A 14,230-nucleotide genomic window follows, 5' to 3' on the forward strand; every position below is an offset into this window, starting at 1 on the left:
CGGGTGGAAGCCCCGTATCACCACGCCATCGGCGTGTTTCTGCGAGACACGAACCCTCCACGGAAAGGAGAGCACCTCGTGCTGCTCTCACGCAAACTCCCTTGGGCGATCCTGTTGCTCTGGATCGCGATAACGGTGCTGGCCGTACCGCTGGCAGGCAAGTTGCCGGACGCGGTGAAGGGCGGCTCGGTGTCGGAACTGCCGCGCGGCGCCGACTCCACGAAGGTCGAGGGGCTGACGCCGCGGTTCCCCGGCGGTGAGGTGGCGCCGGCCATCGTGGCCTATGTGCGGGACGCCGGGATCACGCCGTCCGATCGGGCGAAGGCGGAGGCCGACCGGCGGGCGCTCGCGCCGATCGCCGTGGGACCCATCCCTCCGGTGGTGCTGTCGGACGACCGGCGCGCGCTGATGGTGAAGGTCCCGCTGTCGGGCGAGGACGAGCTGTCGGAGAACGCGGCGAAGGTCCGCGACCAGATGGAGAAGGACGTGCCCCCGGGGCTCGAGGCCAGGCTGACCGGTCGGGCGGGGGCCGCGCTGGACGTCGGTGACGCGTTCGAGTCCGTCGACAAGGTGCTGCTGATCGTCACGATCCTGCTGGTCGCGGGCGTGCTGCTGATGACGTACCGGAGTCCGGTGCTGTGGCTGATGCCGCTGGTGAACGCGGCGATCTCGCTCCAGGTGACGGGTGCGGTGGTGTACCTGCTGGCCGAGCACGCCGGGTTGTACGTGGCGGACGGGATGGCGAGCATCCTCAACGCGCTGGTGTTCGGGATCACGACGGACTACGCGCTGCTGCTGCTCGCCCGGTACCGCGAGGAGCTGCGGCGTCACGAGGACCGGTACGAGGCGATGCGGGTGGCGCTGCGGCGGGCGGTCGCGCCGGTGGTGGCGTCCGCGGCGACGGTGAGCCTGGGGCTGCTGTGCCTGCTGGCGGCGGACATGGGGTTCAACTACGCGCTCGGGCCGGTCGGCGCGATCGGGGTGGTGGGCGGGCTCGTGGTCGTCATGTCGCTGCTGCCGGCGATGCTGGTGCTGCTCGGACGGTGGATCTTCTGGCCGCGGGTGCCGAGGTTCGGCGACGTGGTTTCCGAGGGCGGCGGTGTCTGGGGCCGGATCGGACGCGGTGTCGGCGCCCGTCCCCGCCTGGTGTGGGTCGGTGGCTGCCTGGTGCTGGGCGCGCTGGCGGCGGGCGCGCTGGGGATCAACACCGGGCTCGACCGCGAGCACTTCCTCACCAGCACGCCCAGCTCGGCCGTCGGTGAGCGGCTGCTCAAGCAGCACTTCCCGGGTGGGCAGAGCAATCCGATCCAGGTCGTGTCGGACGCGTCGGCGTCGGGACGGGCGGCCGCGGCCGTCCGGCAGGTTCCGGGTGTCGCCCGGGTCGAGTCGCCGCAGGCGTCGGTCGACGGCCGTCTGGCCAGGACCGATGTGGTCCTGGCCGCCGCGCCCGACAGCGCGGAGGCCGAGCGGGCGGTGCGGGACGTGCGAAAAGCGCTGCGCGATGTCCCGGGTGCGCTCGTGGGCGCGGGGACGGCGAGCGAGCTCGATCTGGCCGAGGCGCAGGCCCATGACCGCGAGGTGGTGATCCCGCTGGTCCTGGGCGTGGTGTTCCTGACGCTGATCGTGCTGCTGCGCGCGATCGTCGCACCGGTGCTGGTGATGGCCACGGTCGTGGCGTCCTACTTCGCGGCGCTCGGCGCGGGCTGGTTGCTGTTCAAGCACGTGTTCGGGTTCCCGGCGCTGGACACGCAGGTGGCGCTGATGGGCTTCCTGTTCATGGTGGCGCTCGGCGTCGACTACAACCTGTTCCTGGTCTCCCGTGTCCGCGAGGAGGTGATGCGGTCCGATCACCGCACGGGGGTGCTGAAGGGGCTCGCCGTCACGGGCGGGGTGATTTCCAGCGCGGGGCTGGTGCTGGCGGCCACGTTCGGGGTCCTCGGGGTCATGCCGGTCACGTTCATGGTGCAGATCGGCGTACTGGTGGCGCTCGGGGTGCTGCTCGACACCTTCCTCGTCCGCTCGATCGTGGTCCCGGCCCTGGCGCTGGACGTCGGGTCGCGCTTCTGGTGGCCCGCGCGGCTGCCGGAACCCGCACGGGCCCAGGCCGAGGACAGGGTGGCCGCCCACCAGGCATGACGGGTCCGCCCGGTCCGCGCCCACGCGCGGGCCGGGCGGTATCGTCCCCCGGGTGGGATACCAACGGCGGCCCTACACGGGACCTGACGACCTTCGCCGGATGCAGGCCCTGGCGGAGCGCGTCCGGACCGACGACTCCCGGTGGCACGCCGGGGAGCTCGCGTGGATGCGGTACCAGCATCTCGGCCGCGAGCCGGAGTGGCGGACCTCCCTCTGGCAGGACGGGGACGTCGTCGTCGGCTGGGCCTGGGCGAGGGCCGCCGGTGAGCTGGACCTCCAGATCGACCCGGCCCATCCGCGGCTAGCGGGGGAGATCCTGCGCTGGTTCGACCGGGTCGCCGGCGGTGCGTGCCGCGAGATCAGCGTGGGGGAGCGGGACAAGGCCCTGGTCGAGGCGTTGCGCGCGCACGGCTACCGGGAGCAGAGGTCCGGACCGTTCTTCGTGCATCTCGCCCGTGGTCTCGACGATCTGCCCGAACCCGTCGTCCCGGACGGCTACGTCCTGCGCCCGGTCCGCGGCGAGGAGGACGCCGACGCCCGGGCCGCCGTCCATCGGGCCGCGTTCTCCCTGCCGGGCCTCCCGCCGTCGCGGGTGAACGGCCAGAGCTACCGCCGGGTCATGGACGCCTGGCCCTACCGGACGGATCTCGACTGGCTCGTCGAGGCCCCCGACGGGACGCCGGTGTCGTTCTGCCTGCTCTGGCTGGACGCGGCGAACCGCGACGTCCAGCTCGAACCCGTCGGCACCGCCCCGGGCCACCGCAGGCGCGGCCTGGCGAGCGCCGCGATCCTGGGAGCGCTCCACGCGGCGCGGGACCTCGGCGCCGAGACCGCGCGGGTCTGCGCCCGGGGCGACGACGCCCATCCGTCGGCGCGGGCGACCTATCAGTCCCTCGGCTTCGAGCGCTTCGCCCGCAACCTCACGTTCGTGAAGTGATCACCGGTCGTAGTTCAGGTACGAATGGACGCCGTGGCCGGTGTCGATCATGAAGCAGGTCTGCCGGAGCCAGTCGCCCTCGGTCGTGATCGTCTGGAACAGGAGCCCGGCCGCGCGGCCGAAGGTCGCGACGCCGGTGATCCGGTATTCCCCGAGCCCGTGCTCCAGCAGGGACGCGTGATGCTCCTCGAGGTTCCCGGCGATCTCGGCGCTGATCGTCGCGAGCGCCTCGTCCCGTGAGCCGTGCCGCTCCGGGTCCGAGACCCCGTAGGTGCCGTTCTTCACCGCGAGGAGGCGGGCGTTCGCCGCGGCGACCGGCTCGACGCCCTTCATGACCGCGCGGACGACCGAGTCGACCGCGGCGTAGGGATCGGGCCCCGTCGCCAGCAGGCGCTCGGAATCGGGATCGGGGGCCAGCCAGGGCGAATGCCCGGCCGCCGACACGTAGGCCAGCCGCGATTCGAAGGCGGGGAATCCATTGGAGCAGGGAAGGCACGAACGCGCCTTGACCTCGCCGTGGACGTCCCGGAACGTGCGGTAGGTCGCCCCGAATTCGCCGGGCCTACCGCAGAAGTCGCACGGCTCCGGGGCCGCACCCGGCGCACGCCGCTTGAAGGGCCACATGGCGCGGCAGCCTACTGCGCCCCTCCCGGGACGGGTCCCGAACGGAAGCCAATGGCAGACTGGAGCGGTGGAACGGTTGTCGGGGGCGTCCGAGACGGCGGACTGGGAGGCGTTCATCTCGGGTCCTCGTCTGGGCGGCCTGGTGGTGGAGTACGGGAACTACCGGGAACGGGCGTCCCGGCCGGTGGTCCGGCGCGAGGTGGCGCGTCCCGAGGTCGTCGTCGTCTTCGAGCTGGACGATCCGCTGACGGTCGCGGGGCGGGAGTTCGTCTCCTTCGCGTCCGGCATCGTCGCCGGGGCCACCAAGACGGCGCACGGCGGGCGGCAGGTGTGCGTCGAGGTGAGGCTGACGCCGCTGGGCGCCTACCGGCTGTTCGGCGTTCCCATGGAGAGCCTGACCGGGCAGGCCGTCGATCTCGAACTGCTCTGGCCCCGGGCGCGCGAGGTGCGGGAGCGGCTGGCCGCGGCCGTCTCCAGCCAGGACAGGTTCGCGCTGCTCGACCGGGAGCTGGGCCGGGCGCTGGATCGGGGACCCGAGCCCGATCGGGTGGTCGAACATGTGTGGCGCGAGCTCGTCCGCACCCGGGGAGACGTCAGCCTCGGCGCGCTGGTCCAGGAATCCGGCGCCGATCGGGGGCGCCTGGCCAAACGGTTCCGCGTCCAGGTGGGGGCGACGCCGAAGGCCGCCGCGAAGGCGATGCGTTTCCACCGGGCGGTCGAGCTGCTCGCCCGTGACGGCGACCTGGCCTCGATCGCGGCCGTCTGCGGCTACTACGACCAGGCCCACCTGAACCGCGACTTCCGCGTCCTGGCCGGATGCTCCCCGACCCGGCTCCTCGGTGCCAGGCTCCACGACCTGCCCGGCACGGCCTGGGAGTCCTAGGGCGCGACATTCTTCCAAGACGGCGGCGCGGTGCCGGTTCTAGCGTCGGTGGATGGATTCTAAAACGGGGACGGTCGTCAGGGCGGCCGGAGACGACGATGTCGAGGCGCTCGCCGGGGTGCTCGGCCGGGCCTTCCACGACGATCCGGTCACGGCGTGGATCCTGCCGGACGCCGAGCGGCGCCGCCGCAGGCTGCCCGCCGTCTACGCGATGCAGTTGCGCGGAGTGTTCCTGCCCCTGGGGGCCACGGACGTCGCCGTCCGCGACGGGGAGATCAAGGCCGGGGCGCTGTGGAGCCCGCCGAACCGGTGGAAGGTCCCGATCTCGGCGCAGCTGCGGATGCTGCCCAGGGCGCTGCGCCTGGCCGGGCCGGGGTTCGGCAGGCTGGTGGCCGTCACGTCGGCGATGGAGCGGGCGCATCCGGACGAGCCGCACTGGCATCTGGCCGAGTTCGGCACCGACCCCGACGCCCAGGGAACGGGCCTCGGACGGACGCTCCTGGAGTCGCGTCTGGAGCGGTTCGACTCGGCCGGGGAGGCCGCCTACCTGGAGTCGCTCGACTTCAACGTCCCGCTCTACGAGCGCTTCGGCTTCACCGTCACGCGCGAGGTCAAGATCAAGAACGGCGCGGTCTTCTCCTGCATGTGGCGGGCGCCCTCCTGAGAGGCCTTGCCGAACATTGTTCTGTTGCTACAGAATAATGTTCTGTGAGAGACAGGATCCTGCGGGCGGCGCTGGAGCTGTTCGGACGGGACGGGGTGTCGGCGACGACGCTGAGCCGGCTGCGCGAGGCGAGCGGGGTCAGCGTCGGCGCGTTCTACCACCACTTCGCCGGCAAGGAGCAGGTGGCCGAGGCGCTCTTCGTGGAGTGCGTCGAGCACTACCAGGCCGGGTTCGTCGCCGAACTGCGGCGGCACCCCGGTGCGGCCGAGGGCGTGCCGGGCATCGTGGCCTTCCATGTGCGGTGGTGTCGGGACAACCCGGAGCGGGCGCGGCTGCTGTTCACCGAGCGGCCCCCCGCCCGGGTGGACGGGCCGAACCGGACGTTCTTCGCCGAGGTCATGGCGTGGTGGCGGCTCCAGGTCCACCACGGCGCGCTGCCCGAGCTCGACCTGGTCATGGTGGTCGTGCTCTGGCTCGGCCCGGCGCAGGAGCTGTGCCGGCTGTGGCTGAACGGCGAGGTGCCCGAACCGGACGACGCGCGGATCCGCAGGCTGGGCGAGGCCGCGCTGCGGTCGCTGGGAGGAGAGACGACATGATCGTTGACGCGTGGATGCAGCACGGGACGGTCCGGTTCATGGGCCACGAGATGCTCGATTCGCTCTGGCGGTGGATCGGGCAGGACCCGCCCAAGGAGGAGGTGCCGGTCGCGGCCACGGTCGCGGCGCTGGACGCCGGGGGAGTGGACGTCGGCCTGATCAGCGCCTGGTACGGGCCCGAGGGCGACCTGGTGAGCAACGACGAGGTGGCCTCGTTCGTCCGGGACGGCGGCGGCCGGCTGGCCGGTGTCGCCTCGGTCGACCTGCGCAAGCCGATGCAGGCGGTGCGCGAGCTGCGGCGGTGCGTGAACGAGCTGGGGTTCAAGGGGCTGCGGATCGTGCCGTGGCTGTGGGAGGCGCCGCCGACCGACCGGCGCTACTACCCGCTGTACGCCGAGTGCGTGGAGCTGGGCGTGCCGTTCTGCACGCAGGTCGGGCACACCGGGCCGCTGCGGCCCAGCGAGGTCGGGCGGCCGATCCCCTACATCGACCAGGTGGCGCTCGACTTCCCCGAGCTGGTGATCGTGGGCGGCCATATCGGCTACCCGTGGACGGAGGAGATGGTGGCGGTCTGCCGCAAGCATCCCAACGTCTACATCGACACCTCGGCCTACACCGTCCGGCGCTACCCGCCCGAGCTGGTGCGGTACATGGCGCAGGACCGGCACCACAAGGTCATGTTCGGCACCAACTATCCGATGATCGCGCCGGAGCGCGCGCTGACCGGGCTGGACGAGCTGGGCCTGAGCGACGCCGCCCGGGACGCCTTCCTCGCGGGCAACGCGCTCCGAGTTTTTGATCTACAACGTAAAGGCGACGGCCGGTAGTTCTGGAGGCGGCACGGCCCGTTCTTCCCCGCGCCCGGCGCCCGGGCCTATCTGGCCGATCTGCCGGGCGCCGAGCCGCACCTGTTCGAGACGGGTCACTTCGCTTTGGGGGAGAGCCTCGCGGAGATCGCCCCGCTGATCGCCGACTTCCTGGAGTGGGGTGGATCGACCGAGGGGTTGTAGGCGGGGGACGGCGACTTGAGCGAGGTTCTGGCAGCCAGCAGCCCTACGGGCACGGGGGCCCAGAAGGTGACGACCCGGAACAGCAGCACTGCCTGGACGGCCGAGCCCGCGCCGATGCCGAGCGCGGCGAGCGATCCGACCAGGGCGGCCTCGGTGGAGCCGACGCCTCCCGGGGAGGGGAGCGCGGCGCCCGCGGCGGCGCCGACCATGTAGGCGGCCAGGAGCGGGAGGACGTCCCCGGCCCCGGCGGGGCCGGGGACGGCCAGCACGCTGAGCGCGAAGGCCACGGCCATGATGAGGGTGGTGGCGGCGGAGGCGCCGATGGTGATGGCCAGGTCGCCGGGGCGGCGGCAGAGGTCGGCCGTTCCGCTGATGGCGCGTTCCATCAGGGTGGAGCGCAGCGCGCGGCGTCCCCACAGCAGCCCGGCGGGGAGCAGGATGCCGATGCCGATGAGGACGGGGAGCATCGGGACCGAGTCGAGCGCGTGCCCGGCCTGGGTGCCCATGGCGTCGAGCATGCGGCCGTCCTGGCCGATGGCGATGACGGCGGTGATCAGCAGCAGGTCGGCGGGGATTCCGGCCAGCTGCATGACGCCGACGGCGACGGCGGCGTTGGCCAGCGGCATGCCGTGGCAGACCAGGTAGCGGGTGTTGACCGCGACGGCGCCCAGGCCGCTGGGGGTGACGCGGTTGGCGGCCGCCGCGGTGAACTGCGACAGCGTGGTGGCCAGCAGGGGCAGGGGACGTCCTGCGGCGCCGCGCAGGGTGATCGCGGCGAAGACGTAGTGCAGGACGGACAGGGCCAGGAGCGCGGGGAGGAACTCCCAGCGCACGTCGCGGAAGGCGGTGCCCGCCGCGCGGAAGGGAGCGGTGCCGTAGACGAGCAGGACCGTCCCCGCGAGGGCGGCGAGCACGAATCCGGCCAGGGCCCAGCGGGTCCAGGGTGACCGTCGGGCGGAGGCTGGGGGCAGGGGGTTGGGGATGTTCACCGCGGCGTCGCCGCCTAGGGAAGGGAACCCGGCGGGCGCCGCACGTTCAGCGCCGTCGGCGATTGTCTCCACACCTTATTTGTCGGCTTCTTGCTTGAAGGTTATGCAACCAGCTGATTCCCGATGGACGAACAGCCGGCACAGCTTGGGGGAGGAGTGAGAGGTGAGTGTCTCTCGGGCCACGGATGGCTTCCGTGAGGTTTTGCCGGAGGTGTCTCCCGGGTCCCCGCCGGTCAGGTTACGTGCGGGTTCGGGGTGGATGAGCCGTCGGGCGGCGGACGGTCGCGATCGTCGCGGGTGCGGCCGTCAGGCGGCGGGGCGGTAGCGGTCGTCGCGGGTGTGGGAGCCGATGTAGCGCAGGGTGTTGCGGAGCGTCCAGTGGTTGAGACGGGTCGGGAGGATCCGGTAGCCCTGGCGGCTGGCGAGCGCGATGGCGGCGAAGCCGACCTGGTCGGCGGCGTTCCAGGGGACGTCGAAGCGCTGCCGGACGATCTGGGGGAGGCAGCCGAAGGTCACCAGGCGCAGGGGGCGCTCGGCGACCAGGCGTCCGGCGCGTTCCAGGGCGGCGCCGCCGACGGGCATGAGGGAGATGGTCTCCGAGCCGTTCCTGGCGATGTCGAGGGCGCGGGCGGCGGCGGGGGTGAGCTCCAGCTCCTTGGCGCAGATGTGCCAGAACCGCGACTGGAAGGTGGCGTAGTCGGGCGGGACGGGGCGCATGCTGACGCCGTAGCGGGAGTACCAGGTGACGGTCTCGGCGTAGAGGGTCTCGTGGTCTTCGGCGGTGAGCGTCCTGGGGTGGAAGAGCTCGGCGGCCTTGAAGATCTCCCAGGTGAAGGTGGCGTGGGCCCACCAGAAGGTGTCGGGTTCCAGGGCGTGGTAGCGGCGGCCGTGCTCGTCGGCGCCGCCGATGCCGCGGTGCAGGTCGCGGATCTCGTGGCCGCGGCGCTGGGCGTCGGGGGTCAGGATGGTCGCCCAGATTCGCGGGACGGAGCGGTAGATGCGGTCGAAGGGGGCGTCGAAGAACGCCGAGTGCTCGGCCACGCCCGCGCCGATGCCCGGGTGCAGGAGCTGCAGGAGCCCGGCGGCGGCCCCGGGCATCAGGGAGCGCAGGTCGCCTGCGTACTTCCAGAGCAGTGAGTCCGGCCCCAGGGGGGCGGTCGGGACGGGCATCGGCGTCTCCCGTGGTGGCGGTCACCGTCCCCGTCATGATGAGACATGAGCCAGAATTTGTCTAATGTCCGAGTTCGGCTCTGATGGCGGCCGCGAAGGCGTCGACGTCGTCCTCGGTGGTGTCGAACGCGCACATCCAGCGGACCTCGCCGGTGGTCTGGTTCCAGACGTGGAACGCGTACCGCTTGGCCAGGCGCTCGGCGGCGTCCGGCGGGACGATCGCGAAGACGGCGTTGGCCTGCACGGGCCGGGTGAGCTCGACCTCGGGCAGCGCGTCGGCGAGACGGCGGGCCATGGCGTTGGCGTGCCGGGCGTTGCGCAGCCACAGGTCGCCGTCCAGCAGCGCGGCCAGCTGGGCGGAGACGAACCGCATCTTGGACGCCAGCTGCATGCCGGCCTTGCGCAGGTACAGGACGCCGCGCGCGGCCTCGGGGGACAGGACGACGATGGCCTCGCCGAGCATGAGGCCGTTCTTGGTGCCGCCGAGCGACAGGACGTCCACGCCCGCGTCGGTGGTGATCGCCCGCAGCGGGACGTCGAGCGCGGCGGCGGCGTTGGCCAGGCGCGAGCCGTCCATGTGCAGGAGCATGCCGCGCTCGTGGGCGAAGGCGGCCAGCGCGGCGATCTCGCCGGGGGTGTAGACCGTCCCGGCCTCGGTGGTCTGGGCAATGGTGATCACTTTGGGCTGGGCGTGGTGCGGGACGCCGAAGCCGCGGGCGTAGGGCGCGACCAGGTCGGGCGTCAGCTTGCCGTCGGGCGCGGGCACCGGGACGACCTTGAGCCCGGCGACCTTCTCGGGCGCGCCGCACTCGTCGAGGTGGACGTGGGCGGTCTCGGCGCAGAGCACCGAGCTCCACGGGTCGGTCATCGACTGGAGGCCGACGACGTTGGCGCCGGTGCCGTTGAAGACCGGGAAGGTCTCGGCGTGCTCACCGAAGTGGCGGGCGACGATCCGGCGCAGCCGGGCGGTGTGGACGTCGTCGCCGTAGGCGGGCTGGTGGCCGTGGTTGGCCGCCGCGATGGCGTCGAGGATCTCGGGATGGACGCCGGCGTGGTTGTCGCTGGCGAATCCGTGGCGGACGGCGGCCCCGGGGTCAGGGAGCGGAGAGGTCAAGGCGCGTTCCGTTCAGCTCGGCGGCGGGGCGGTCCCACAGGCCCGCGATGGTGGCGGCCAGGTCGTCGACGTGGGTGAGACCGGCGAAGGGGGCGTCAGGGCGCTCGCGGCGCATCGCGTCGGTGAGCAGGGCCCGGACGACGAGGATCGCGGCGGCGGCGTCCGAGCCGGTGTAGGAGTCGGCCAGTGCCAGCGTCCAGGCTTCGGAGGCGGCCTTGGCGGTCGCGTAGGCCGCCACGCCCTGGGTTGGGTGCTGGGCGGCGAGCTGGGAGACGATCGCGAAGCGTCCGGCGGGCGCGGCGCGCAGGTGCGCGTGGAAGGCCAGCGTGGTGTGCTGGACGGTGCGGATCAGCAGGTCGTGCAGGACGGCCCAGTCGGCCAGGTCGGTGGCGGCGAAGGTCTTGCCGCCGCGCCATCCGCCGACGAGGTGGATCAGCCCGTCCACCCGGCCGTGCGCGGCGGCGGTCGCGTCCGCGAAGGCCCGGGTGGCGCCGGCGTCGAGGAGGTCGACGGCGGCGGGTGTGATCAGCTCGTCGTCCCAGTCGCCGGGGTTGCGGGCCGCCGCGATCACGCGGGTGCCCGAGGCGGCCAGCCGGTGGGCGACCGCGCGTCCGGCGGGGCCGGTCGCGCCGGCCACCACGACGACACGGCCGGGGTTCTGCGTTGGTGTCATGGGCCCATTCTTACCGGGCCCGTGATCACACGGCCTCGGTGCCGCTCAGGTGGCCGCCCTTGACGCGCTTGGGGCCGTGGCCGTGCCGCTCGCGGGCGGCCTCGACATGCCGGTCGTCGGCCAGCGCGACGGGACCCGGGACGCGGGTGCGCAGGGTGTCGACGTCGTCGCCGAGGCGGGCCATGTCGGCCTGGAGTTCGCGCCACAGTCCCGAGCGTTGCTCCATCTGGAGCAGGCGGGTGCGCAGTTCGGCGAGGCGGTGGTCGAGGGCGTCGAGGCTGGTGCGGTTGGCGGCGGTCTCCTTGCCGATGCGGACCTGCCCGGTGGCGAGCATGGTCAGGTCGCGCTCGGTGTCGTCCATCCGCTCGTCGATGCGTGGCAGCAGCCGGTCGTTGAGCTGGTTCACCAGCGAGGCCAGCTCGGCGCGCAGCTCGCGCACCTCGGCGTCGCGGGTCCGCAGGGTCTGCTCCAGGACGGCGATGCGCTGGTGCAGGGCGGGCAGCACGGCCTCCAGCTCGGCGATCCTGCCCTGGCCGTCCAACCGGGCGAGCAGGCCGAGGCCCGCGCGCATCGGGCGTTCCGCCTCGGCGGCGACGCGGCGGACGAGACCAGAGAACAGGGTCATGACGCTCCTTTGAGCAGGTGTGTGGGGATGCCTCCTAACTCTAGGCGAACTCCGGCAAAACGGTTCAGGTTCTTTACGTGTACTTGGGCACACCGCAGGTGCCCGGCCGCCATCGGTCAGCCGAGCGTGGCCTCCCGGTCGCGCCGGGCGGCCCGGCGGGACGGCGGCGGAGCCGGTTCGGCGCACACGCACAGGCCATGCCGGACGATCTTGCCCGCGCGTTCGGCGGTGTAGTCGGCCCGGCTCTCGGCCGGACGGACGCGCTTACAGGTCAAGCAGAGCACGAGTCCCTCCCCACCGGCGCGGTGACCGGCCGGCCCGCCCGCCGTCCCTGGTGCATCCCCCCCGGAGGCACTGGGGACGGCGGGACCCCTCTGGGCCGGCCGCGCGCCGGTTGAGCCGACACGGTAGAAGGCGGAACGTTGCAAACACGTTGCGACCAAGCGGTCACGATAAGTGGCTGACCGGAAGTCACGGGTTGTGGTGAATCGGTTGCGCCGCACCGGGTTCCCGACGATCCTCAATGCGATCGAACCAACCATCACCTGGGGCATCCGATGGGGAACGACTCCACCACGCGGGCCCTCGCGCGGGGCCACGAGGCGGCCCATTCCGGCCACGAGGCGGGGCCGGTGATCCGGCCCCTGATCGCCGAGTCATGGCGGCGCTCCCGGGAGGCCGGGGCCGACCCCGGGGTCCGCTCGGCACCGCTGGTCTACGACGCCGACGTCGTGGCCGACGTTCGCGCCGCGCACCCGCTCGACCCGCACCTGCCGATGCTGCGCGACCTGCTGCGCAACGTCGCCGACGAGGCCGAGTACCTGATGGTGATCACCGATGCCGAGGGGCACGCGCTGTGGAGCGACGGCCCGCCGCGGGTGCGGCGGCAGGCCGACGGCATCGGGCTGCTGGAGGGCTTCTGCTGGTCCGAGGGCGCGGTCGGCACCAACGGCATCGGCACCGCGCTGGCCGAGGGCCGTCCGGAGTTCGTCTACGCCGCCGAGCATCTGGCGCCCGTCCTGCACGGCTGGTCGTGCGCCGGGGCGCCGATCACCGACCCCGACACCGGCAGCGTGATCGCGTGCGTGGACGTCAGCGCCACCGTCGACGCCCTGCACCCCGCCACGGTCGCGCTGGTCGCCGCCGCGGCCCGGCTGGCCGAGGCGCATCTCGACCTGGAGATGCGCCGCAGGGACGAGCGGCTGCGCGAGCGCTACCTGCGCCGCCAGGGCGCCCCCGGCGTGCTGGTCACCTCCACCGGCCGCGTCGTCGGCGGCGACCCGGGCATGTGGAACGGGCGGCGGCTGCCCGTCCCGGTGCCCGGCCAGCGCCTGACGCTGCCCGACGGCCGCGCGGCCGTCGCCGAGCCGATCGGCGAGGCGTTCCTGCTGCGCCCCTCCGGCGACGGCGGCGGCTCCGCCCCGGCCGGACGGCCGCTGCTCTCGCTGTCGATGCTCGGCTCCGACCAGCCCAGGGCGCTGCTGGACGGAGCGCCCGTGCCGCTGTCGCTGCGGCACGCGGAGATCCTGGCGCTGCTGGCCACGCATCCCGGCGGGCTCAGCGGCGACCGGCTGTCGTGGCACCTGTACGGCGAGGACGGCAGCCCGGGCACGGTCCGCGCCGAGATCCACCGCCTGCGCGGTCAGCTGGGCGGCGTAGTCCGCGCCAAGCCCTACCGGCTCGACTGCCAGATCGACGCCGACTTCCTCACCGTCGCGCGGCTGCTGGACGACGGCGACGTCGCCGCCGCGGCCCGCCTGTGCCGCGGCGAGCTGCTGCCCCGCTCCGACGCCCCCGGCATCCGGGCCGAACGCGACGAGCTGGCCGTCCGGATGCGCCGCCAGGTGCTCGACCGGGGCGGCATCGACTCGCTGTGGGCCTTCGCGCAGACCGAGCCCGGCCGGGTCGACCTGGAGGTCCTCCAGCGTTTGGACGCCGTCCTGCCGCGCACCGACCCCCGCCGGGCCGCCGTGGCCCTGCGCGGCGACCGCCTGCTCGACCCGGAGTGAGGACCCCCGGGCCGGTCGTGGTCACAGATGGGCGGAGTCGTTGAAGGAGATGGGACGCAGCGCGGCGCCGTCGTGGCGCCACCGGGAGACCGAGCAGTTGTCGATCGGAGCCTTCTCGATCTCCATGACCTCGGACTCCGACAGCCGTTCGACCAAGTAGCGGGTCATCACCACGATCGCGTCGTGGGCCACGACCAGGACGCGCCCGCCGGGCGCGTCGGCCTCCAGATCGCGGTAGAACGAGCGCAGGCGCAGCGCCAGGTCGGTCCACGCCTCACCGCCCGGGGGACGGTAGTAGAACTTGCCCAGCCGCCTCATACGGGACGCCTCGTCGGGGAACCGTGCCTTCACCCCGCGCGGCGTCAGGCCCTCCAGGACTCCCTGGTCGCGGTCGCGCAGCCGCTCGTCCACGCGCAGCTCGGTCTCGCCGGGCACCTGCGCGAGGGCGATCCGCGCGGTGTCGAGGGTGCGCAGGAAGGGGGAGGCGACCACCAGCGTGGGCCGCTGGTCTTCGGGAAGCGCGGCCAGCCAGCGCCCGAGCGTGGCGGCCTGCCCGCGCCCGGTCTCCGACAGGGGGACGTCCGCGTCGCGCTCGGCCACACCGGACTCCTCGGCGTCGGTGCCCAGGACCTCCCGGTAGGCGACGTTCGCGGTGCTCTCACCGTGCCGGACCAGGTTCAGCCACTGCAATGCGTCCACCCTCGTCATGATCCCACGTCGATTCCGTGCCGGGTCCGAGAACTCCATCACGCCGTCCGGGAGACAAGGGGTGTTCACCCGAACGCGTCCCTCGAAAGGAT

15 protein-coding genes are annotated in these 14,230 nt (G+C 72.9%); 7 read left to right on the forward strand and 8 right to left on the reverse strand.

The genetic code is table 11. The features are described 5' to 3' along the window. Positions 1–78: 78 nt before the first annotated feature. Positions 79–2,136 carry an MMPL family transporter gene (locus ACQPY4_RS16440; protein WP_433337184.1) on the forward strand — a complete coding sequence of 686 codons (2,058 nt, stop codon included), beginning with the start codon at positions 79–81 and terminating at the stop codon, positions 2,134–2,136. Positions 2,137–2,188: 52 nt separating this feature from the next. Next, positions 2,189–3,073, forward strand: a complete 885-nt coding sequence (locus tag ACQPY4_RS16445) for a GNAT family N-acetyltransferase (protein WP_433337186.1) — start codon at positions 2,189–2,191, stop codon at positions 3,071–3,073. Here the strand turns inward: ACQPY4_RS16445 and ACQPY4_RS16450 are convergent, their stop codons facing one another. After that, positions 3,074–3,697, reverse strand: a complete 624-nt coding sequence (locus ACQPY4_RS16450) for a hypothetical protein (RefSeq protein WP_433337188.1) — start codon at positions 3,695–3,697, stop codon at positions 3,074–3,076. A gap of 67 nt (positions 3,698–3,764) precedes the next feature. Between ACQPY4_RS16450 and ACQPY4_RS16455 the strand changes: the two genes are divergently transcribed. The 4 genes from ACQPY4_RS16455 to ACQPY4_RS16470 are packed head-to-tail and all read left to right on the forward strand — an operon-like array spanning position 3,765 to position 6,667. Further along, a complete protein-coding gene (locus tag ACQPY4_RS16455; protein ID WP_433337190.1) occupies positions 3,765–4,580 on the forward strand; it encodes a helix-turn-helix domain-containing protein in 816 nt (271 codons plus the stop codon). A 52-nt stretch (positions 4,581–4,632) separates the two neighbouring features. Beyond that, positions 4,633–5,244, forward strand: a complete 612-nt coding sequence (locus ACQPY4_RS16460; RefSeq protein ID WP_433337192.1) for a GNAT family N-acetyltransferase — start codon at positions 4,633–4,635, stop codon at positions 5,242–5,244. Positions 5,245–5,288: 44 nt separating this feature from the next. Next, positions 5,289–5,840 carry a TetR/AcrR family transcriptional regulator gene (locus tag ACQPY4_RS16465; protein WP_433337194.1) on the forward strand — a complete coding sequence of 184 codons (552 nt, stop codon included), beginning with the start codon at positions 5,289–5,291 and terminating at the stop codon, positions 5,838–5,840. Next, positions 5,837–6,667: an amidohydrolase family protein gene (locus tag ACQPY4_RS16470; protein ID WP_433337196.1), complete on the forward strand. Its 831-nt coding sequence runs from the start codon at positions 5,837–5,839 to the stop codon at positions 6,665–6,667. Before ACQPY4_RS16465 ends, ACQPY4_RS16470 begins: the two co-directional genes overlap by 4 nt. Positions 6,668–6,762: 95 nt before the next feature. Here the strand turns inward: ACQPY4_RS16470 and ACQPY4_RS16475 are convergent, their stop codons facing one another. The 6 genes from ACQPY4_RS16475 to ACQPY4_RS16500 form a co-directional block, all read right to left on the reverse strand. Further along, positions 6,763–7,911: a lysylphosphatidylglycerol synthase transmembrane domain-containing protein gene (locus ACQPY4_RS16475; protein WP_433337198.1), complete on the reverse strand. Its 1,149-nt coding sequence runs from the start codon at positions 7,909–7,911 to the stop codon at positions 6,763–6,765. 234 nt (positions 7,912–8,145) lie between these two features. Next, a complete protein-coding gene (locus tag ACQPY4_RS16480; RefSeq protein ID WP_433337200.1) occupies positions 8,146–9,009 on the reverse strand; it encodes an oxygenase MpaB family protein in 864 nt (287 codons plus the stop codon). A gap of 61 nt (positions 9,010–9,070) precedes the next feature. Beyond that, complete coding sequence (locus tag ACQPY4_RS16485; RefSeq protein ID WP_433337202.1) at positions 9,071–10,123, reverse strand: threonine aldolase family protein; 1,053 nt, start codon at positions 10,121–10,123, stop codon at positions 9,071–9,073. Then, a complete protein-coding gene (locus tag ACQPY4_RS16490) occupies positions 10,104–10,796 on the reverse strand; it encodes an SDR family NAD(P)-dependent oxidoreductase (RefSeq protein WP_433337204.1) in 693 nt (230 codons plus the stop codon). The genes ACQPY4_RS16485 and ACQPY4_RS16490 overlap by 20 nt, the downstream gene beginning before the upstream one ends. A gap of 25 nt (positions 10,797–10,821) precedes the next feature. Then, positions 10,822–11,421 (reverse strand): hypothetical protein, encoded by a 600-nt coding sequence (locus ACQPY4_RS16495; protein WP_433337206.1) that lies wholly within the window; start codon positions 11,419–11,421, stop codon positions 10,822–10,824. Positions 11,422–11,537: 116 nt separating this feature from the next. Further along, positions 11,538–11,696 (reverse strand): hypothetical protein, encoded by a 159-nt coding sequence (locus tag ACQPY4_RS16500; protein WP_433339256.1) that lies wholly within the window; start codon positions 11,694–11,696, stop codon positions 11,538–11,540. Between the two features lie 282 nt (positions 11,697–11,978). Here ACQPY4_RS16500 and ACQPY4_RS16505 point away from each other — a divergent pair, with 282 nt between their 5' ends. Next, positions 11,979–13,430, forward strand: a complete 1,452-nt coding sequence (locus ACQPY4_RS16505) for a GAF domain-containing protein (RefSeq protein ID WP_433337208.1) — start codon at positions 11,979–11,981, stop codon at positions 13,428–13,430. Between the two features lie 21 nt (positions 13,431–13,451). Here ACQPY4_RS16505 and ACQPY4_RS16510 read toward each other — a convergent pair whose 3' ends face one another. Further along, positions 13,452–14,138 (reverse strand): histidine phosphatase family protein, encoded by a 687-nt coding sequence (locus ACQPY4_RS16510; protein WP_433337210.1) that lies wholly within the window; start codon positions 14,136–14,138, stop codon positions 13,452–13,454. Positions 14,139–14,230 lie beyond the last annotated feature (92 nt).

Origin of the sequence: Spirillospora sp. CA-294931 (assembly GCF_050946795.1) — a bacterium.
In the GTDB taxonomy this organism is placed as follows: Bacteria; Actinomycetota; Actinomycetes; order Streptosporangiales; family Streptosporangiaceae; genus Spirillospora.